The organism is Nguyenibacter sp. L1, assembly GCF_035199985.1.
GTDB classification, from domain to species: domain Bacteria; phylum Pseudomonadota; class Alphaproteobacteria; order Acetobacterales; family Acetobacteraceae; genus Gluconacetobacter; species Gluconacetobacter vanlangensis.
Genome location: NZ_CP127015.1, coordinates 864,200 through 885,041, shown reverse-complemented (window position 1 = coordinate 885,041; position 20,842 = coordinate 864,200). Strand labels below are relative to the sequence as shown.

Below are 20,842 nucleotides of genomic sequence, written 5' to 3'. Positions count from 1 at the left end.
CGTTCCGCGCGATCACGGCGATGGCGCGGTTGTCTCCGGAATCTCGCCCAGCGCCGCCCGCAGAACGCCGCCCACGGCCGTAAAGCCGAAGCACTGGCGGACATTGTACAGCGTGGCGTCGGTGCAGAAGCCGGGCGAGGTCGTGGCCGCGCAATCCTCCAGCAGGATGCAGTCATAACCCAGGCAGCCGGCATCCTGCAGCGTCGTCATCACGCACTGGTCCAGATTGACCCCGCCGAACAGCAGCGTATCGACCCGCAGATTGCGCAGGATGGCGTCCAGCGGCGTGTCCCAGAACCCGCTCATCCGGTATTTGGCGACATGGATGTCACCCGTCTCGGGCGCCAGCTCATCGACGATGGCGGCGTTCCAGCTCCCCAGCTCCAGCACGCCGTCCCCCTGGCCGGGCAGGCGGCCGCCCAGGCCCACTCCCTCGCCGTCCGGGTCATAGACATGCAGCAGAGACGGGCTCAGATTCAGCCGGTCGGGCCGGTTGCCCCAATTGACCCAGATCACCGGCACGTCCCGGCCGCGCAGCACCGGCAAAATCGCCGCCAGCGGCGCGATCGGCGTCCGTGCCGGGGCGATATCCACGCCGATGCTGGCCAGCCAGCCATCGGGGTGGCAGAAATCGTTCTGCATGTCGATGACGATCATCGCCGTGCGGGCCAGGTCCAGCGTCACCTGCTGCGGCAGGGCGTCGATCGTGACGGGCCGCGCCGGCCGCGGCGGCCGCAGCAGGCTGACCGCGTCGCGCGAAACCCGCCACCGATTGGCCGAGGACGATCCGATCTGCTTCATCCGCACAACACCCGCAGGTCCTCCTCGTCCAGCGCGACCCGCTCGCCATTGCGGATCAGCGCGCCGAATTCCTCATCCGGAATCATGACCGTCAGCGTATAGAGCTTCGACGTCCCGGTATTCTCGACGACATGCTCCGAACCGGGCCGCACCAGCAGCGCGTCGCCCTTGCGCAGGGTGGTACTCTGCCCGTCGCAGATCGCCCGTCCTTCCCCGCTCAGCACGACGAACATCTCGTCCGCCGCGCGATGCGTGTTGGGCGGCGTGCGCCCGCCGACGGCAAAGATCTCGACGACGGCGACCGATCGCGTCCCCCCGGCATGCGCGTCGAACAGGATCGCGAAATAATTGCTGTCGGCCGGCGATATGCGAAAGGCCTCGATCTGGCCGATCGACCGCTTGAGAAAGCTCATGCCTGTTCCTCCGCCGCGCGCAGCGGCACATGCAGGATCGATTTGTCGCGCCGCAGCCGCACGGTGACGACCTGGTGGTCGAAGATCCCGGCCTCCCAGGGCGGGCGGCCGGTGCCGGGATTGACCGGAAAGGACGGAAAACAGGCCAGCGCCAGCGACAGCCGCAGCCGCTCGCCGGGTTGCAGGGTGCAGCAGGTCGCGCGCATCGGCACCGAAACCGCCCCGGGCTCCAGCGTGGCATAGCCCTCGGCCAGCGGAAAGCTGCGCCCGTCCGCCGCCACGCGCGACAGCACGGCATGCAGGTCGAACGACGCATGCGCGCTCTCGATCCGCGCGCTCAGCCGCACGTCGCCCGCGATCAGCACGCGCTCCGTGGCCGGCGCGCCGGTAAAGGTCAGCGTATCCGCCCGCGCATCCGCCCCCGCCCGGTCCACCGGCCCGGGCGGCCAGCCGAAGCTGCCGCCGCAGGGCGCCGCCGGCCGCCAGGGATCCAGGGTCAGGGATTCCCATCCCGGCGCACCGGCGCCCCCCTCCAGCAGGCGCCCGTCGCGCATGTCGATGGCCGCCCGTCCCGATCCGTCCAGCCCCAGCCGCGCCTGTTCCGGCGTCGCGCCTGGTGCCGCATCGCCTTCCGGCCAGGCCGCGAAATCGCGCCAGCACCGCGCGCCCATGTCGAACAGCCGCACGGCCGGCCCATCCCCCGATCCATCCCCCGATCCATCCCCTGGGGCGTCGTCCTTCAGCCAGCGATCGAACCAGGCGACCTGCTGCTGGTCGATATCGGTAATGGCATCCTCGCCGAAATCCAGCGCCCCGACCCGCCGGTCCCAGGGAAAATGCGCCCACGGCCCGACGATCAGCCGCGCCGGCAGATGCGGCGCCAGCGCGCGGAACGCGGCCAGCGTGCCCGGCAGGTGGCTGTCGTACCAACCGCCGATCAGCAGCGTCGCCGGCCCGTTGGCCACGATCCGCGCCTGCCGCGTGGCGGGCGAAATCGCGTCCCAGTACGGATCGTCCAGCGGCGTGTCACGCCACACGGCATAATGGCTGTAACGCTGCAACAGCGCGTCATGCTCCGGCCAGGCCGGCATCGCATCGGCGAAGGACGCGGTCCGGCTGGCCGCATACAGCCGGGCCTGGGCCTCGCGGTCGCCCGCCAGCCGCGCGGTCTCGGCCGCAAGCTGCGTCGCCCAGCCGATATTGGCGCGCAGCGCGAACGCCCCGTTCTCATACGCCCAGTCGCGCCTGATGTCCCAGCCGATCATGGCCGGGGCGATGGCCTTCAGCGCCGGACAGGGCTCGCCCGCGGCCAGAAGCTGGTTGCTGCCCTGGAACGAGAAGCCGAACATCCCCACCCGCCCGTTGCTCCCGGGCAGGGCGGCGGCCCAGGCGATGCTGTCGGCCCCGTCCGCGGCCTCATGTTCGAACAGCGCGAACCCGCCGCCGGACTCGCCCCGCCCGCGCACGTCCTGCATCACGACGATATAGCCGCGCGCCGCGTACCATTCCGGCGGCGCATAGCACAGCGACGTGCCGATCCGTCGCCCATAGGCCTGGCGCATCATCAGCACCGGCCAGGGGCCCGGCCCCTCGGGCTGCCAGATATCGGCGACCAGGCGCGTGCCGTCCCGCGTCGCCATCGCTTCGGTCCGCTTCGGCCGGACGGGCAGGGGGGTCATCACGGCAGCTCCCGATAGGATGGCGGCCGCTCGGCGATCGCCCGCCCGCCCCGCACCACCGCGCGCCGGTCCGGCCGGCTCAGCAATTCGTTCATCGTCCGCGCCTCGAACAGCACCAGGTCGGCCGGCGCCCCCGGGCGGATCATGCCGTCCCCCAGGCCCATCCGCCGCATCGGCGTGCCGGTCACCGCGGCGGGCCACGCGCCGAACGGATGGTCCAGATGCGCGATCCGCACCGCCGCGCCGAACACCGTCATCATGTCGAAATCGCCATAGGCATGGAACGGATCGCGCACATTGTCCGACGCGAACATCACATCCGCGCCAGCGTCGGCCAGTTCATGCACCAGCGTGATCCCGCGCCAGCGCGGCGTGGCGCCCGCCGCGCGGTCCTGCAGATACAGGTTGCATTGCGGCAGGCTGACGACGCCGATCCCGGCATCGGCGACCCGCGCGGCGATGTCGCGGGCGCGCGCCGCCTGCTGCACCGACAGGCTGCAGCAATGGCCGCACACCACCCGCCCGGCGAACCGGTGCCGCGCCGAAGCGGCGGCGACCTGCTCCAGCGCCGTCTCCCCGGCCTCGCCGTTCTCATCCACGTGCAGGTCCAGGTCCAGCCCATGGTCCCGCGCCAGCCCGAACAGCCGGTCCAGCACGGCCTCGCCGGTATTGTGCCCCATCAGCACCGCGCCCAGCATCCCGCCCGGCGTGCCGGCGGCGGCGCGGGCGATCTCTGCTCCCTGCGCCCCGTCATAGGCTTCGGGCATCACCAGGGCCACGGCCTGCAACGCCACCCGTCCGGCCCATTCGGCCTGCAGCGCACGGATCAGCGGCCATACCCTTCGCCCATGCGCGCCCGCGATGTCCAGATGGGTGCGGATCGCTCGCGTGCCGTGCGCATGGGCGCTGGCCAGCGCGAATTCCATCCGCCGGCGCACGTCCTGCTCCGTCCAGTGCCGCTCGCGGTCCGCGGTCACCGCCTGGACGGCGCCGGCGAACGTGCCGTCCGGATTGGGTGCGCGGTCCCAGATGAAGGCCTTGTCCAGATGGGTATGGATATCGGCGAAAGCCGGCCAGACCATCCCGCCCGCCAGGTCCGTCTCGGGCATCCCGCTCTCGGGCGGCAGGCGCTCCAGCGCCGCGATCCGGCCGTCCGCGATCACGATGTCGCATTCCACCCACTCGCCGCCCCCGTCGCCGGGGGCGCGCCAGGGCGTCAGCGCCGCCGGAATCCGGGCGCGGCGCAGCACGTGGCGCGATCCGGACATCTCAAACATGGCGGGCTTCGCGCAGGGCGGTCTCAACCATGTCCGTCTCAGCCATGCTCGTGCCAGCGCCGCAGCACCCATTGCTGCAACCCCGCCATCACCCCGTACAGCACCAGCCCGGCCAGCGTGATCAGGGCCAGGGCGGCGAACATGCGCGGAATGTCCATCTGAAAGCCCGATTGCAGGATTTCGTAGGCCAGTCCGGCGCTGTTGCCGCCCGTGCCGGCGACGAACTCGGCCACCACCGCCCCCACCAGCGCCAGGCCGCTGGAAATCCGCAACCCCGCCATGAACATCGGCACCGCGCTGGGGACCTGCAGCCGCAGCAAGGTCTGGACCCGCGTGGCCTTGTGCATCCGAAAGAACGCCGCCAGCCCCGGGTCCACGCTGCGCAGCCCCTGCAGCGTGTTCGAGATGATCGGAAAGATCGCGATCAGGGTGGCGCAGATGACCAGCGCAGGCAGCGTCGTCTTGACCAGGATGATGATCAGCGGCGCCACCGCCACGATCGGCGTGACCTGCATGACGATCACGTACGGCATCAGGCTGCGCTCGATCATCCGGCTCTGCACCAGCAGAAACGCCACCAGCACCCCCAGGACCGCCGACAGGCCCAGCGCGATCATGGTGACCAGCAGCGTGCTGCGCAGCGCATGCAGCAGCGCCCACCCGTTCTGCATCAGCGCCGCGCCGATATCGCCGGGCGCGGGCATCAGATAGGGCGGGATGTGCCACAGCCGGCATCCCGCCTGCCACGCCAGCAGGACGGCCACCCCCACCAGCGTCGGCGCCGCGACCGCGGCGAGGCGCGCCCTCGTCGTTTCCCCCATCGTCAGGACTCCTCGTCCAGCCGGCTGGACGCGGATGCCTCGGCCAGCAGCGCCGTCAGGTCGCGGCAGATGGTGGCGAAGCGCGCGCTCAGCCGAAACGCGCCATCCCGCGCGATCCCGGGTTCGATGACATATTCGGCGAAGACCCGGCCCGGATTGGCCGCCATCACGATCACCCGCGACGACAGGAACGCCGCCTCGTACAGCGAATGGGTCACGAACAGCGTCGTCAGCCCCTGCTGCGCGCACAGCCCCGCCATGTCCTCGTCCAGCCGGTTGCGCGTGCATTCGTCCAGCGCGCCGAACGGCTCGTCCATCAGCAGCAGGTCGGGATTCGTGACCAGCGCGCGGGCGATCGACACCCGCATGCGCATCCCGCCCGACAATTGCGCCGGAAAGCGCGCGGCCGCATGGGCCAGCCCCACCTGCTCCAGCGCCGGCGGCACGCGCCGCTCGGCCGCCGCGCGCGGCACGCCGTCCAGGTCCAGCGGCAGGCGCACATTGGCCGCCACATTGGCCCAGGGCATCAATGTCGGATCCTGGAAGACGAAGGCCAGCCGCCGTCCGTCCGTTCCCACCGTGCGGAAATCCCCGCCCCACCACGCGACCTGCCCGTCCGTGGGCGCATGCAGGTTGGCCACCAGCTTCAGCAGCGTGCTCTTGCCGCAGCCCGACGGCCCGATCAGGCTGACCAGCTCGCCGGGACGGATCTCCAGGTCCAGCGGCGCCAGCCCCCGCACCCCGTTGGCAAAGACCTTCTCCACCCCGCGCAGGCTGACCACCGGCGTCGCGACATCTCCCGCATGCGGCCCGGGGCCCGGCATCGCATTCACGCCGGCACCGTGTCGGTCAGCGCGTCCGACAGCGCCGTCGTATAGGCATCGCGCCACGCCGCCCCATCGGCCGCCCCTCCGGACAGCGCCACCACCTCGTGGATCCGTGCCCACCGCGCCGCACTCATGCCCAGCAGCACCTGCCCCGGGGCGCCCATCGCATGGACGTCGCGCAGCGTCCGGCGCGACCAGGCCATGTGGTCGGCCGTATTGGCCGGATTGTCGCGCAATATGGCGGCATCGCCGGCGGCGGGGTCATGATACAGGTAATCCAGCCAGCCCCGCGCGCTGGCGGCCAGAAACCGCCGCAACGCGTCCGCCCGCGTCTCCAATGTCCGGCGCGAGACCAGCAGCGCGTTGGTATAGGTCGGATAACCCGCGTCCGCGAACAGGAAATATTTGAACGCCACCCCCATCTGCCGCACCGCATAGGGCTCCGAGGACAGAAAGGACTGGATCGCCAGCGCCGGATCATGGACGAACGGCTGCAGGTTGTAGGTATAGACCCCCGCCTGCGCGTCCGTGAAACCATAGGTCCGCTTCAGCCACGGCCAATAGGTCGACCGCCCCTCGGTGCTGATCAGCAGCGGATGCCCCTTCAGGTCCGACAGGCCGCCGATATCCGGATGGGTCAGGAATCCGGTCATGCATTTCTGGAAACAGGCGCCGATCGTCACCACCGGAATGCCGCGCAGCGCCGCCACCATGGCCGCGTCCGGCTGGCCCACGATCACGTCGCACGCGCCGGCCAGCAGCAACTGCATGGTATTGACCTGCGGCCCGCCCGACCGGATCGTCACATCCAGCCCGGCCGCGCGATACAGGCCGCTTTCCCGCGCCTGATAGAACCCGCCCAGCTCGGGCTGGGCATACCAGTTGGTCACCAGCGTCAGGCGCCCGGGCGCGCTGGTATCCGAGGCATGGGCATCCGAGGCATGGGCACCCGAGGCATGGGCACCCAGGGCGCGGGCACCCACGCCCGTCATCGTCATGCCCAGCAGGGCGGCGCGTCGTCCGATGGCGCGGTCAGGCATCAGGCACCGTCTCATGATTGCAACGGACGGGCAGCGTAACGTCCCCGTTCCGGGAATGGAAAGAGACATTTCACGCGCGCGGCGCTGCCTGAAAGGCAGCACGGATCTTGACCGCGGCGCCCCGGCGCCCCACCAGTTGCGGGCAAGTGAAAAGGGGGGGGCGCAGCGCATGCTGCACGGGCGGATGCTGGTCTATCTGGACGTCGTGGCGCGGCTGGGCTCGATCCGCAAGGCCGGCGAGCGCCTCAACGTCGCCTCCTCGGCGATCAACCGCCAGATCATCGAGCTGGAGCGCCAGCTCGGGACCAAATTGTTCCAGCGCCTGCCGCGCAAGCTGGTCCTGACCGCGGCGGGCGAACTGATGATCGCCCATGTCCGCCAGACGCTCAAGGACATGGACCGCACCCGCGCCCTGATCGAGGAAATGAAGGGCCTGCATCGCGGCGAGATCGTGCTGGCGGTCATGAGCGGCCCGGCCGCCAACATCATGCCCCAGGTGCTGGCCGATTTTCAGGTCTCGCACGCCAATGTGCGCGTCGCCCTGCGGGTCCATGGCCGCACCGAACTGCTGGCCGCCGTGCGCGACGGCGAGGCCGATCTGGGCGTGGGCTTCGACCTCCCGCGAGAGGCCGGATCGACCGTCCTGGTGGCCCGGACCGCCCATCTCGGCGCCGTCATGCGCGCCGACCACGCCCTGGCGCGGCGCGAAAGCCTGTCGATCGCCGATTGCCTGGCCTATCCGCTGGTGGTGGCCGACCCCACGACCTCGATCCGCCCGCATCTCGACGCGCTGTGCGCGCGCAGCGGCGCCTCCCTGGTCGCGCGGGTCGAAAGCAACTCCGTCGAGGTCCTGCGCCGCCTGGCCCGCGCCGGGGATTCCATCACCTTCCTGACCCCCTTCGACATCATCGAGGAACGCGAGCGCGGCGAACTCGCCCTCGTCCCCCTGCGCCATGCCGGCACCTGGCCGCAGACCCTCAGCGTGATCGCCCGCCTCAACCACGTCAATCCGCTGGTCAGCCTGATGGCCGAGAAGATCGGCGCCGTCATCGAACGGACCTTGTGACCCGTCACCCGTCCTCGGGCAGGCTGACATAGATGCACACCCCCAGCATCGTCAGGAAGAAGCGAAAGGCCGGCTGCTGGCCGTTCCAGTCACGGGACTGCCACATCGCGAACCATTCCGCCCCCACGACCGAAAAGCCGAAGAACCAGATCAGGAATCCCAGCGCGGTGCCCAGCGGCACCAGCCGCGCCGCCCGGCGGAATGCCGCGCGGTCCGCCCGCAGCGCGCGCAGCATCGCCCCGGCCGCCATCAGGAACAGCATCCCGGTCGCCGCTTCCCCCAGGATGATCAGCAGATAGAACCCATGCCACGCCCAGCGCGCATGAATCGCGCGCCAGGTCAGCGCATTGCCCGGAAAGGTCGTGTCCATGCTCAGCACGTGCCGTACGAACAGGAAGTTCGACCGGTAATCGGTCAGGTTGTTGAAGGCGACCAGCAGCCCGAACGCCGCCAGCGACGCGACCATCGCCAGCTTGGCCAGGCGCGAGGCCAGGGTGAACGAATCAGGCATGAACGAACCATCCTGCATTGCCGGCCCTCGGAACAGTCATTGCGTTTCCGTCATAGCATGCCGCCCGCGCCCGCCGGTCAAGCCCGGTTCGGGCCATGCCGGCCGCAACGTTCCGCGCGCGCAAAAAAGCAGCACCCGGCACGTTATTTGATGCTTCAAAATGGCCGGGGAACACGATCTCATGTCCCCCTCCAATGGCCCGACACGCACGCGACACCCACGATCGATGCCCCGTTCATGACGCTCACCCGCCGCGCCGCCCTCTCCGCCGCCATGACCATCGCCGGGGCCGCCGCGCCGGCGGCGCGGCGCGCGCGGGCGGGCACGCCGGTCCGGCTGGTGCTGTCCTGGTTCGCGCAGGCCGAGGTCGGCGGCTTCTACCAGGCCCTGGCCCGCGGCTATTACGCCGATCGCGGGCTGGACGTGCGCATCGCCATGGGCGGCCCGCAGGTCAACGCCATGCAGCTTCTGCTGGCCGGCCAGGCCGACTTCGCCACCGGGTACGATTTCCAGACCCTGCGCGGCATCGCCGCCGGCATGCCGCTGCTCACGGTCGCCGCCTCCTTCCAGCACGACCAGCAGGGGCTGATGACGCATGAATCCGTCACCGGCCTGGCCATGCTGCGCGGCCACCCGATCCTGATCGCCGGCACCGCCCACGCCACCTTCTGGCCCTGGCTGCGCGCCCGCTACGGGTTCAGCGACGCCCAGCTCGGCGCCTATACCTTCAATCTCCAGCCCTTCTTCCACGACCCGGCGATGGCGGTGCAGGCCTATGCCTCCTCCGAGCCGTACCAGGCCGCGCTGCACGGCGTCCCCGTCCACTTCTTCCCCTTCGCCGCCATCGGCTATCCGCCCTACGGCACCCCGCTGCTGACCACGCGCGCCTTCGCGGCGGCGAACGATTCGCTGACGGCGGATTTCGTGGCGGCCTCCCTCGCGGGATGGCGCGACTATCTGCGCGCGCCGGAAATCGGCAACGCCCTGATCAAGAAGGACAATCCCCGCATGACCGACGGACAGCTCGCCTTCGGCGTGCGCGGGCTCGCCGCCACCCGCGCCGTGGACGGCGGCGACGCGGCGCGGCTGGGCATCGGCGCGATGACCGAGGCCCGCTGGCAGGCCACCCGCGATTTCATGGTCGGCAACGCGCTGCTGCCGGCCACCGCCGACTGGCGCGCCGCCTTCACCACCCGCTATGTCGCGCGCGCCAAAGTCATGCCGCTATGACGGCGCACGCCCCCACCCACGACCTGGTCGTCCGCAATGCGCGCGGCATCCTGACCGGCCTGCGCGGGGCGGCCGAACGCCGCACCGGAGACCTGCGCATCCGCGACGGCCGCATCGCGCAGATCGGCGACGTCCCGGCCCTGCCGGGCGACCGGGTGCTGGACGCGCGCGGCGGCGTCGTCACGCCGGGCCTGATCTCGACCCACCACCATCTGTTCCAGAGCATGCTCAAGGGCGTGCCCAGCGCGATCGACGCGCCGCTCGAAACCTGGCTGCGCCTGGTCCCCACCAGCTACTGGAACCGCCTGGACGAGGACGCGCTCCAGACCGCCGCCCTGGTCGGCATGGCCGAATTGCTGCTGTCCGGCTGCACCACCGTCGCCGACCATCACTATCTGTTCGCCGACAGCTACCGCTACGACCCGGCCGCCGTGCTGTTCGAAACCGCCGACCGGCTGGGGCTGCGCCTGGTGCTGGCGCGCGGCGGCACCACCCGCACCCGCGCCTTCGACACCGACGACATTCTGCCCACGCCCACCGAACCGCTCGATGTCATGCTGCGGCGGGTCGGCGACCTGGTGTCGCGCTACCACGATCCGTCGCCCGACAGCCGCCGGCGCATCGTAATCGCCCCCAACACCCCGACCTGGGGCGTCACCCCCGACGAGCTGCGCGAACTGGCCCATGCCGCGCGTGCGATGGGCATCGGGCTGCACAGCCACCTGTCCGAAACCGGCAATTACGTCCGCTATTGCCGCGAAATCCACAATATGCGCCCCGTCCAGTTCGTGGCCGAACATGGCTGGACCGGGCCCGACGTCTGGTTCGCGCATCTGGTCCATCTCGATCACAGCGAAATCGCCATCCTGGCGGAAACCGGCACCGGCATGGCCCATTGCCCGCAAAGCAATTGCCGCCTCGGCTCGGGCATCGCCCCGGCGCCGGATCTGGACCGGCTGGGCGGCCGCGTGTCGCTGGCCGTCGACGGCGCCGCCTCGAACGAGGCCTGCGACATGGCGGCCGAAATGCATTGCGCCTGGATGGTCCACCGCGCCACCCACGGCGCCGCCGCCATCCGGTGCGAGGACGTGTTGCGCTGGTCCACCGCCGGGGGCGCGCGGGTGCTCGGCCTGCCCGACCTCGGCACGGTGGCCGAGGGCCAGGTCGCCGACCTGGTCGTCCACGGGCTGGACCAGCCGCGCCATGCCGGCCTGTTCGACCCGCTGATCGCCCCGGTGGCCTCGGGGGCCGGCAGCGTGCGGCACGTCCTGTCGGCCGGCCGTCCCGTGGTGGTGGACGGCGCGATTCCCGGCCTGGACCTGCCGGCGCTGCTGCGCCATGCCCGCGCCGTCGTCACCCGCATCGCCCGGCAGGAGGACCTGGTATGCTGACCACCAAACAGGCGGTGCTGCGCCGCTTCTGGTACGCGGTCATGCCGGTGCATCACCTGGCCGACGGCCCCAGGCCCTTCCGCCTGATGGGCGAGGACCTGGTCCTGTTCCTCGATGCCGGCGGCGCGCCCCGCGCGCTGCGCGACCGCTGCTGCCACCGCACCGCGAAACTCTCCAAGGGCTGGTGCGCGCATGGCGAGATCGTCTGCGGCTATCACGGCTGGCGCTATGACGGGCAGGGCCGCCTGACCGAAATCCCCCAATTGGGCCGCGACGCGCCGCTGCCCGCCTGCCGGGTGCCGTCCTTCCGCTGCCAGGCGCGCTACGGCTATGCCTGGGTGGCGCTGGACGATCCCATCGCGGACATCTTCGACATCCCCGAGGACCGCGATCCCGCCTTCCGCCGCATCTTCCAGTTCTACGACACCTGGCGGACCGCGCCGCTGCGGCTGATGGAAAACTCCTTCGACAACGCGCATTTTTCCTACGTGCATCGCGGCACGTTCGGCGACATCACCCAGCCCAGGCCCAAATTCTACGACATCGCCGAGACCGATTACGGCTTCTACGCCACCACGGTGGTCGACATCCTCAACCCGCCCGACGCGGTGGCGATCACCGGCGATCCGTCGCCCACCACCACGCGCACCATGCACAACCACTGGTACATGCCATTCTGCCGCCGGATGGACATGGCCTATCCCAGCGGCATCCGCCACATCATCATCAATTGCGCCACCCCGATCGAGGACGACCGGATCCAGCTCGTCCAGCTCCTCTACCGCAACGACCGCGAGGAAGACTGCCCCGCCGAACGCCTGATCGCCTGGGACCGCAAGATCACCGACGAGGACCGCGAGATCCTCGAAGCCACCGATTGCGACGCGACCCTGGACATCACCCGCCAGGTCGAAAGCCACATGCCCTCCGACCGCCCCGGCCTGATCATGCGCCGCCGCCTGCTCGACCTGCTGCGCCGCCATGGCGAGGACGAAATCACCCGCCCCCCGCCACCCTCGGCAACGCCGCCCGCCATGCCGGGCCCCGATCGCGAGGACACGATCCCCATGATCGTCGACGACGTGCGCAACCAGGCCGAGCGCGTGCTGTCGCTGCGCCTGCGCCCGGCCGACGGCGCCGAACTGCCGCCCTTCGCGCCGGGCGCGCATGTCGCGCTGCATGTCGCCCCCGGCCTGGTGCGGCACTACTCGCTGTGCTCCGACCCGCAAGACCGCGCCGCCTGGCGCATCGCCGTGCTGCTCGAGGCCGCGTCCCGCGGCGGCTCGGCCACCGTGCACGGCGCCTTCCGTCCCGGCCGGCAAGTCCGGGTGGGGCTGCCGCGCAATCATTTCCCCCTGGCCGACGCACCCTTCGTGGTGCTGATCGCCGGCGGCATCGGCATCACGCCGCTCCTGCCCATGGCGCTGGAGCTGCACCGCGCCGGCCGTCCCTTCGCGCTGCATGTCTGCGCCCATTCCCGCCGGACCGCCCCCTTCCTCGACGAGGCCCTGGCCGCCCCCTATGCCGCCCGCGTCACGCCCCACCTGGCGGCCGAGGGCGGACGCCTCGACGTGCCCGGCGTGCTGGCCGCCGCGCCCGAGGGCGCGCATGTCCAGGTCTGCGGCCCGCTGGGCCTGCAGGACGCGGTGGCCGCCGCCGCGCGCGCGCTGGGCTGGGACGGCGGCCGCGTGCATGCCGAACGCTTCACCGCCGACGTCGATATCCAGGGCCGTCCGTTCATGGTGCGCGCCGAACGCAGCAACGTGACGGTCGAAATCCCCGCCGACCGCAGCATCGCCCAGGCGCTGGGCGCGGCGGGGATCAGCATCCCGGTCTCGTGCGAACAGGGCCTGTGCGGCACCTGCGTCACCCGCGTGCTAGAGGGCGAGCCCGACCATCGCGACCTGTTCCTGTCCGAAGCCGACAAGGCCCGGGGCACGCATATCATGGCCTGCTGCTCGCGGGCGCGCGGCGCCTGCCTGGTGCTGGACCTCTAGGCATGGCGGCAGGCATGGCACGGCGCGCCCCGGCGCCGACGGCCCCGATCACGGCCCGGCTGGCGGCCCCGATGGCGGCGGCCATGGCGGCGTGGCTGCTCCTGTGCCCGGCCGGCGGCCGGGGGGCCGACCTCACCGTCACCGACGGCGCCTCGGTGCGCCGCCTGCCGGCCGCCGCCCTCCTGCACCGCGCCGATCTGGTCCGGCTGGACCTGTCGCGCACCACCGTAAAGCTGGGCGCCGGGGTGGCCGCCATTCCCCTGTCGCATGTCGCGCCGTGCGGCGGGCAGGCCCTCATCTTCACCGCGCGCGACAGGTTCGTGGCCGGCGTCCCCTGCGCCGCCCTGAGCGCCGCGCGCCGCCGCGGCGTCACCGCCTGGATCGCGATCGCCGAAGGCCCCTGGCCCGGCAACAGCCTGGCCGATCTGGGGCCGTTCGCGCTGGTCTGGACCGGCGCCGATGCCGCCGCCATCCCGCGTGAGGACTGGGTCGAGCAACTGGTGGCGATCGGGCAGGGCGACCCCGACCCGCTGCCGGCGGCGCCCGCCGGTACGCAGGCGGCGCGCGGCCGCGCGCTCTTCGCGGTCGACTGCCTGCCCTGCCACCGGCTGGACGGCATCGGCCGGGGCACCAAGGGCCCGGACCTGGGCCGACCGATGAACGTCACCGCCTATCTGACCCCGGCCGGCTTCCATGCCCTGGTCCGCGACCCGCGCGCGGTCCGGCACTGGCCCGCCCAGGCCATGGCGGGCTTTCCCCCCGATCTCATCGGCGACGACGGAATCGCCGCCCTATGGGCCTATCTGCAGCTCGTCGCGCCCCGCGCCGCGCCATGACGCGCGCGAAAACGGGGCAGGAACCACGGAAGGGTTTGACCGCATGCCGGACATGATGCCGCGCCGCCTCTGGCAGGATATGAAATCGCGCGAATTCCGCGCGCTGTCGCCGCACACGGTGGCGATCCTGCCGGTGGCGGCCATCGAACAGCACGGGCCGCATCTGCCGGTCTATGTCGATGCCTGCATCAATCGCGGGCTGCTCGACCTGGCGCTGGCGCGCGCGCCGGACGACCTGCCCGTCACCGCCCTGCCCATGCAGGCGGTCGGCAAGAGCGACGAACATATCGCCTATCCCGGCACCCTGACCCTGTCGGCGCAGACCCTGACATCGGTGCTGCTCGACCTGGGCGCCAGCGTGGCCCGCGCCGGCGTGCGCCGCCTGGTGCTGCTGAACTCCCATGGCGGCCAGCCGCAGATCCTCGACATCGTCGCGCGCGAATTGCGGCGGACGCACCGGATGTTCGTCGTCACCGTCGGCTGGGGCCGCTTCGGCGTGCCCGACGGCCTGTTCGACGCCGACGAGCTGCGCTTCGGCATCCATGGCGGCGATGTCGAAACCTCGCTGATGCTCCATCTGCGCCCCGACCTGGTGGACATGGCGCGCGCCGGAAATTTCGTGCCCTGGCCGCAGGAAATGGCAAAGGATTTCCACTGGCTCGAGGCCGAGGGCAGGGTCGGCTTCGGCTGGCACACCCAGGATCTGCACCCCTCCGGCGCGGCCGGAAACGCGGCGAACGCCACGGCGGAAAAGGGCCGCCTGATCGCCGAACGCCAGGTGGCGGGATTCCTGGAATTGCTGGCCGAAATCGCGCGCTATCCGCTCGACCGCATCCGCCCGCCCAGCGACGATCTGGGGACCTGACGCGATGAAGCATGGCGCGATGAACCATAGCGCGATGAACCAGGCGACGGACCGATTCCTCGCGCTGGTCGGCGACGTGCCGGCCAGCACCGATCCCGCGACGATCCGGCGCAAAAGCCGCGATTTCTATTGGTACAGCCCCATCCTGCGCGAACAGCTCGACGGGCTCCAGGCCGATTGCGTCGTCACCCCGCGCACCGAGCACGATCTGCTGGCCATCGCCCGCGCGGCACGGCAGAGCGGCATCTTCCTGACCGCGCGCGGCGGCGGCACCGGCAATTACGGCCAGGCCGTGCCCCTGCGCGGCGGCGCGATCGTCGACATGACCGGGCTGGACGGGCTCGTCTGGCTGCGTGGCGACGTGGCGCGCGTGCGCGCCGGCACCAACATGCTGGCGCTGGATCGCGCGCTGCGCGCCCAGGGGCGCGAATTGCGCATATTCCCCTCGACCAAGCGCACGGCGACGATCGGCGGCTTCGTCTGCGGCGGATCGGGCGGGATCGGCTCGGTCACGTGGGGCGGGCTGCGCGCGCCGGGCAACCTGCTGGCGACCCGCGTGGTGACGATGGAGGACGAACCCCGCGCCGTGGAACTGCGCGGCCCCGACACCAGAATCGTGAACCACGCCTACGGCACCACCGGTTTCGTGACCGAACTGGAACTGCCGGTCGAACCCGCCGTCGATTGGTGCGACATGGCGGTCGCCTTCCCCGACCTGCCGCAGGCGGCACGCTTCGCCCACCTGCTCGCCACCCAGACCGGCCTGCAAAAGAAGCTGGTCTCGGTCATGGATTGCCGCCTGCTGCCCTATTTCGCCCCGCTGCGCAACCGGGTGCCGGCCGGCCGGGCCCTGGTCATCCTGATGATGGCGCCCGCCGCCATCGAACCCACCCGCGCCCTGATCGCGCGGGAACATGGCGAACTGTGTTATTCCTGCAACACGGCCGAGGCCGAGGACGATCCCGGGCACGTCCCGCTCTACGAACTGACCTGGAACCACACCACCCTGCAGGTGCTCAAGACGGACCGGTCCTACACCTATCTGCAAACCGGCTTTCCGCCCGCCGACGCACTGGCCCGGGTCGCGGCGCTCGCGGCGCAGTTCCCCGACGAATTGCTGACCCACCTGGAGTTCCTGCCCATGGAGGGCGGCATGTCCTGCGCCGGCCTGCCGGTGATCCGCTTCACCGATTCGGCCCGCCTGGACAAGATCATGGCCGCGCACGACGCGGCCGGAATCTCGGTGGCCAACCCGCATGTCTACACGATCGAGGACGGCGGCGCCCATCGCGGCCTCTCGCCGGATCTCGCCGCCGACAAGCGGCGATTCGACCCGGCCGGCCTGCTCAATCCCGGCAAGATGCGCAGTTTCGAGGCGCTGGCCGGGGCACTGGATGGGGCACCGAACGGGGCAGGGCGGGCGGCCGAATCCTGACCGTCGCCCGGCCCCTGTTACCTGCCGGGCGGGGATGTGGTATTCCAGCCGCATTCCATGTGTCGAATCGGTCTGTACCTCATGCCGGGGTGACTTTGCACTGGCAACCGGGCCGCGCGCGATATATATTACGGATCCGTTATGGAATCAGGAATTCCAGCGGATATCGGCGCCCGTTCCGGGGGTGGAAAGGCGCCGTATTTTTATTTTCAACGCAGACGGGGGTTACGTTGTCGTCACGATTTATCTTCGGGCTGCTGGTCGCCAGCACGGCCTTGTCCAGCAGCATTCTCGCGGCCGGCGCACAGGCGCAGACCGCGGCGCCGGTCACGCAGCACCATCCGCGTCACCGCCACGCGCCGGCCGGCCCGGTCAGGAAGACGGCCGCGCCCGTCGCCGCCCCCGCCGGCGCTCCCGTCGCCGCTTCAACCCCCGCGGCACGCCACGCCGCCGCGGCCGCGCCGGCGCCCCGGCCCGAAGATATCGTCGTCACCAGCCATAACCCCGTGGCCAGCGCCAACGGCGTGACCGGCCTGGCCCCCGGCGGCGGCATGATGAGCGTCGAGACCGAGGCCAAGGCCGTCACCACCGTCAGCCGCGACTTCATCGCCAAGCTGGCCCCCGCCACCTCGGCGGCGCAGATGATCCAGTTCGCCCCGGGCACCAATATCGGCTCGTCCGATCCGTTCGGCCTGTCGGACCAGACATCGATCAATGTCCGCGGCATGAACCAGTCGGAAATCGGCTATCTGTTCGAGGGCGCGCCGGTCGCCGACGTCGCGACCTATGACCCGTACACGTCTGAATGGGGCGACACCGAGAATTACGAGGAAGTGCAGCTCTCCCAGGGCACGTCGGACGTCAACGCCCCGCTGGTCAACGCCACGGGCGGCCAGATGAACGTCACGACGATCGACCCGTCGCACACCTTCGGCGGCCTGATGGATTATTCCTACGGCTCGCACAAGACCAATCGCGGCTTCATCCGCATCAATACCGGCGACATCCTCAATACCGGCGTGCGGGGCTTCGTCTCCTATTCCAACGCCACCTACGGCACCTGGCGCGGTCCCGGGCGCGGCATGCGGCGCCATGTGGATTCCAAGTTCGTCAAGGAATGGGGCGAGGGCAATTCGATCTCGTTCGTCGAGACCTATAACGAAAACAACCAGCCCAATTATGCGCCCGTCACCGCGCAGCAATGGAAGCAATACGGCGACAGCTACAATTACAGCCCGTACCCGTTCCAATCCACCGCCGCCGGCAGCTACTGGGTGACCGAGGTCGGCGACTGGCGCAACATGATCCTGGTCGCGCCGATGCATTTCACCCTGGCTCGGAAACTTTCCTTGCTGGTCGAGCCCTATTTCTACTGGGGCAGCGGCGGCGGCGGCATGGGCCAGTGGGACATGCCGATCAACAATTACAACCCCTCGACCGGACAGAACGAAAACCTGGTCCTGCCTTATCCCGGCCTGGCCTACAACGATGCCGGCACGCCCTCCTTCCATGGCGAGGGCTATTACATGATCAAGGAGTTCCACCCCGGCATCAACGCGCATCTCGAATATCAGCTCGACCACCACAACAAGCTGACCCTCGGCGCCTTCCACGATTATTACGACGACGCGGAATGGACCAATATCAGCCAGCTCGGCCCGAACGGCGATCCGCCGAACACCTGGGGCTCCTACGGCTTGAAGTTCCAGAACGGGTATGAATTCAACCTGTTCCTGAACTATCACCTGATCACCCAGTCGACCGGGCTTTATGTCAGCGATTCCTCGTCGTGGCTCGACGACCGGCTCAAGGTCGAGGCCGGCTTCAAATATGTCATGATGAATCGCCAGGGTACCAATAATTACGACAACGCGCAGCCCTACAATGTCGGCGTGAACTACACGGCGCCGCTGCCGCGCGTGGCCGCCAGCTACAAGATCGACGATCATAACCAGGTCTATTTCGACGCGGCGGCCAATTTCCGCATGCCGCTGGCCTCGTCCTATTTCTCGGGCATCCCGGGCAACAGCCCGGGCATCGGCGGGTCGATCAAGCCCGAATTCGCGATTTCCGAGGAACTGGGCTACCGCCATTACGGACTCTTCAACCTGACGGTCAGCCTGTTCAACTACAATTTCACCAACCGCAACATCACCACCAGCGTCGTCATCAACGGCAGTTCGTTCGGTGGCGTCGGGGTCAATGCCGGCGGCCAGACCGTGCGCGGCGCCGACATCGAATTCGGCCTGCGCCCGTGGCACCATATCAGCCCGTACGTCTCGGCCGAATATCTCTATGCCCGCACCGACAACAACCTGCCGGCGGTGGCCGAGAACGGCGTAGTCGACTACCTGCCCACCACGGGCAAGCGCGCGCCGCAGGCGCCGGAATTCACCACCAGCGCCGCGCTCAGCTACGACGACAGCACGTTCTTCGGCAATTTCATGTATCGCTGGATCGACAAGCAATATTCCGATTTCATGGATCAGGAATCGCTGCCCGCGCACGGCCAGATCGACATGACCCTGGGCTATCGCCTGCCCAACGTCTGGCGCCTGAAACACCCGCAGATCCAGTTGAACATGTATAACCTGGCCAGTTGGCACTACCGCTCGTCGGTCCAGAGCCTGTCGAACAACACCAACCCGGTGACGGGCGTCTACGGCAACCTGATCGACTCGGCCGGCGCGCCGACCTATCTGATCGCCCCCAACTTCGCCGCCATGTTCACCGTCACCGCCGGCTTCTGACCCCGCCGGCCCGGCCCGACGGCCACGCCGAAACGACGAAAGGGTAGGGGACAGCCTCCTACCCTTTTTTCATGTACCCTTTCCATCACCCTCGCACCGTCCCGGCATGTGGCACGGAAACATGCCGGACCCATCAAGCAGAACGCAAAAAAGCCGCCCTTTCAGGCGGCTTTTCCAGATGCATCGCTGCATGCCAGGCGGCTTATGCGACCTTGAGGCTCACAGCGGACTTCTTGCCGTTGCGTCCGGCTTCGATTTCATAAGAAATCTGCTGCCCCTCGCTCAAGGTGGCGAGCCCCGCGCGCTCGACGGCGGAAACATGAACGAACACGTCCGCAGTCCCGTCACCGGGCTGAATAAAACCGAAACCCTTGGTTGCATTGAACCATTTTACGGTGCCTGTCGTCATAACGAGGCTCCTTTTTAACATGGTGGTCACGTACAGAACACGTACATAATCGTAACTTCCAATGGGCTGAAGCTGACACAACGCGCGCCAACCCCCCACAGGAGCATCCACCGCCGCCACCATGCGCATGGCCCCGTCCCGAATGCAAGTGAAATCGCGCCTATAACGCGCGCATGATCAAAAAAACGAATGATCGACCATCTTTCCCGTGATCAGATGCCTGTTTTCGATCCTGTTTTTCATCGAAAATCCAGCAACGCTTTGAATTTATTTTTAATTTATATCGCTGATTTCTATTCTTCATCCCGAAATATTCACACCAAATGGCAACACTCACCCCGCCCGGCAGACCCGCGGGCCAAACGCGCGGACGGCCGCCCAGGACGGTTTTGAACGGCACGCGAAGCTTGATAGGCTGCGCGCCCTCGATCGCAACAGGGACCACGCCATGGCCTCCACCCCTGCGCAACAGCGACGGGGATGAGATCGCGCTGCACGACATCCGCTTCCCCCTCGCCAAGGGCGTCACCCAGAAGACGGTCGCGGCTCGGCTGGATACCGTCTCCGGCCTGCGCTCCGAGAGCCGCACATTCTAGAATTGGGTCACGAAAGGCCGGCCGCTCCCCCCATCGCTCCACCCGGCCAAGGTCCCGCAACCCAGGCCGCCCAGGGGTGTGCACTGACCTTGATCAGTTCCATGGATGACGGGGCCACCGTGCTGGGGACCCTGCAACTCAAGGGCCGCCAATTGCACCTGGACGTCAACTCGGCACGGCGGGCCGAACGGGCAACGGCAATGCTCGGCCACGCGCTCGGCCCGCTCGTCGGCCCGCCGCTGACCCGGATCACGCCCTCCCCGAACAGGCGCTCATGGACCACACCCATAGGGACCACGCCCAATCCGGCGCCGCCGCCGCCGGCCCGAAAGACGCCCTGTCTCTTCGGCCAGGCGAGAAGGAACGGATTCTCCGCGAATGGATGGATCGACACTACCACCAAACCCTGGATCAGCCGCTTTCCACCCTGGATAACCAGTCCCCCAGACAAGCCGTCCGCACGGCCGCCGGCCGCCGGAAAACGGTGGAATGGCTCAAATATCTGGAAAACGCATCCGCCCACGGCCGCGCCGCCGGCGACATGGCCGGCTACGATTTCGGCTGGATGTGGCAGGAACTGGGCCTCACCACATTCCGCAAATAGCCGGCCTCGCCGGTCCAACCGGGGGCGGGGAGGGGAGGCGCATCGTTTTCTGAAGAAAACGGCCTCACGAGTGGACACGCCGCCAGGACTATGGCTTCGATACCCCATCGACACAGTGGCAAGGCGGGACAGGAGGATACGATGATCGGGGAAGATTTGGCAAAACCATATCGAGTAGCGCCCCGCGTCTATCCCAGCGATTTTCCGCCTGCTTGTAATGTCCGGGATACGGGGTGAATGGAATGTCCGGTCTCGGGTAAAGGTAGAAAATAACGGGCATCCTTTGATGGCTTG

General features: G+C 68.9%; 20 protein-coding genes. 11 read left to right on the top strand and 9 right to left on the bottom strand.

Features of this window, described 5'->3' with window-relative positions:
* Positions 1-12 precede the first annotated feature (12 nt).
* The 7 genes from QN315_RS03890 to QN315_RS03860 are packed head-to-tail and all read right to left on the bottom strand — an operon-like array spanning position 13 to position 6,858.
* Complete coding sequence (locus tag QN315_RS03890; RefSeq protein WP_323991583.1) at positions 13-801, bottom strand: cysteine hydrolase family protein; 789 nt, start codon at positions 799-801, stop codon at positions 13-15.
* A complete protein-coding gene (locus tag QN315_RS03885) occupies positions 798-1,214 on the bottom strand; it encodes a cupin domain-containing protein (protein WP_323991582.1) in 417 nt (138 codons plus the stop codon). The genes QN315_RS03890 and QN315_RS03885 overlap by 4 nt, the downstream gene beginning before the upstream one ends.
* The gene (locus tag QN315_RS03880; RefSeq protein WP_323991581.1) at positions 1,211-2,893 is read right to left on the bottom strand and encodes a CocE/NonD family hydrolase; all 1,683 of its coding nucleotides are present in this window, start codon (positions 2,891-2,893) and stop codon (positions 1,211-1,213) included. Before QN315_RS03880 ends, QN315_RS03885 begins: the two co-directional genes overlap by 4 nt.
* Positions 2,893-4,170: a cytosine deaminase gene (locus QN315_RS03875; RefSeq protein WP_323991580.1), complete on the bottom strand. Its 1,278-nt coding sequence runs from the start codon at positions 4,168-4,170 to the stop codon at positions 2,893-2,895. Before QN315_RS03875 ends, QN315_RS03880 begins: the two co-directional genes overlap by 1 nt.
* Before the next feature lie 38 nt (positions 4,171-4,208).
* Entirely contained in the window at positions 4,209-4,991 is a 783-nt protein-coding gene (locus QN315_RS03870) for an ABC transporter permease (protein WP_323991579.1), read from the bottom strand.
* Between the two features lie 2 nt (positions 4,992-4,993).
* On the bottom strand, positions 4,994-5,815 hold the full coding sequence (locus QN315_RS03865; protein WP_323991578.1) for an ABC transporter ATP-binding protein: 822 nt from the start codon (positions 5,813-5,815) through the stop codon (positions 4,994-4,996).
* Between the two features lie 5 nt (positions 5,816-5,820).
* Entirely contained in the window at positions 5,821-6,858 is a 1,038-nt protein-coding gene (locus tag QN315_RS03860) for an ABC transporter substrate-binding protein (protein ID WP_323991577.1), read from the bottom strand.
* Between the two features lie 136 nt (positions 6,859-6,994).
* Here QN315_RS03860 and QN315_RS03855 point away from each other — a divergent pair, with 136 nt between their 5' ends.
* The gene (locus QN315_RS03855) at positions 6,995-7,924 is read left to right on the top strand and encodes a LysR family transcriptional regulator (protein ID WP_323991576.1); all 930 of its coding nucleotides are present in this window, start codon (positions 6,995-6,997) and stop codon (positions 7,922-7,924) included.
* Positions 7,925-7,928: 4 nt separating this feature from the next.
* Here QN315_RS03855 and QN315_RS03850 read toward each other — a convergent pair whose 3' ends face one another.
* Positions 7,929-8,435 carry a DUF2165 family protein gene (locus QN315_RS03850; protein ID WP_246285664.1) on the bottom strand — a complete coding sequence of 169 codons (507 nt, stop codon included), beginning with the start codon at positions 8,433-8,435 and terminating at the stop codon, positions 7,929-7,931.
* Between the two features lie 237 nt (positions 8,436-8,672).
* On the opposite strand from QN315_RS03850, the gene QN315_RS03845 reads away from it, so the two are divergent.
* The 7 genes from QN315_RS03845 (at position 8,673) to QN315_RS03815 (ending at position 18,939) form a co-directional block, all read left to right on the top strand.
* Complete coding sequence (locus tag QN315_RS03845; RefSeq protein ID WP_323991575.1) at positions 8,673-9,665, top strand: ABC transporter substrate-binding protein; 993 nt, start codon at positions 8,673-8,675, stop codon at positions 9,663-9,665.
* Positions 9,662-11,056 carry an amidohydrolase family protein gene (locus QN315_RS03840; protein ID WP_323991574.1) on the top strand — a complete coding sequence of 465 codons (1,395 nt, stop codon included), beginning with the start codon at positions 9,662-9,664 and terminating at the stop codon, positions 11,054-11,056. Before QN315_RS03845 ends, QN315_RS03840 begins: the two co-directional genes overlap by 4 nt.
* Positions 11,050-13,053, top strand: coding sequence for a Rieske 2Fe-2S domain-containing protein (locus QN315_RS03835; protein WP_323991573.1), 2,004 nt, complete (start codon positions 11,050-11,052; stop codon positions 13,051-13,053). The genes QN315_RS03840 and QN315_RS03835 overlap by 7 nt, the downstream gene beginning before the upstream one ends.
* A gap of 14 nt (positions 13,054-13,067) precedes the next feature.
* A complete protein-coding gene (locus QN315_RS03830) occupies positions 13,068-13,889 on the top strand; it encodes a cytochrome c (RefSeq protein WP_323991572.1) in 822 nt (273 codons plus the stop codon).
* 43 nt (positions 13,890-13,932) lie between these two features.
* Entirely contained in the window at positions 13,933-14,754 is an 822-nt protein-coding gene (locus QN315_RS03825; RefSeq protein ID WP_323991571.1) for a creatininase family protein, read from the top strand.
* Positions 14,755-14,773: 19 nt separating this feature from the next.
* Positions 14,774-16,189 carry an FAD-binding oxidoreductase gene (locus tag QN315_RS03820; RefSeq protein WP_323991570.1) on the top strand — a complete coding sequence of 472 codons (1,416 nt, stop codon included), beginning with the start codon at positions 14,774-14,776 and terminating at the stop codon, positions 16,187-16,189.
* Positions 16,190-16,419: 230 nt separating this feature from the next.
* Entirely contained in the window at positions 16,420-18,939 is a 2,520-nt protein-coding gene (locus tag QN315_RS03815; RefSeq protein WP_323991569.1) for a TonB-dependent receptor domain-containing protein, read from the top strand.
* Positions 18,940-19,141: 202 nt separating this feature from the next.
* On the opposite strand, the gene QN315_RS03810 is transcribed toward QN315_RS03815, so the two are convergent.
* The gene (locus QN315_RS03810) at positions 19,142-19,348 is read right to left on the bottom strand and encodes a cold-shock protein (protein ID WP_176638897.1); all 207 of its coding nucleotides are present in this window, start codon (positions 19,346-19,348) and stop codon (positions 19,142-19,144) included.
* A 189-nt stretch (positions 19,349-19,537) separates the two neighbouring features.
* Between QN315_RS03810 and QN315_RS03805 the strand changes: the two genes are divergently transcribed.
* The 3 genes from QN315_RS03805 (at position 19,538) to QN315_RS03795 (ending at position 20,548) form a co-directional block, all read left to right on the top strand.
* The gene (locus QN315_RS03805; protein WP_323991568.1) at positions 19,538-19,741 is read left to right on the top strand and encodes a hypothetical protein; all 204 of its coding nucleotides are present in this window, start codon (positions 19,538-19,540) and stop codon (positions 19,739-19,741) included.
* 14 nt (positions 19,742-19,755) lie between these two features.
* The gene (locus QN315_RS03800; RefSeq protein ID WP_323991567.1) at positions 19,756-19,944 is read left to right on the top strand and encodes a hypothetical protein; all 189 of its coding nucleotides are present in this window, start codon (positions 19,756-19,758) and stop codon (positions 19,942-19,944) included.
* 274 nt (positions 19,945-20,218) lie between these two features.
* Entirely contained in the window at positions 20,219-20,548 is a 330-nt protein-coding gene (locus QN315_RS03795; RefSeq protein ID WP_323991566.1) for a hypothetical protein, read from the top strand.
* Positions 20,549-20,842 lie beyond the last annotated feature (294 nt).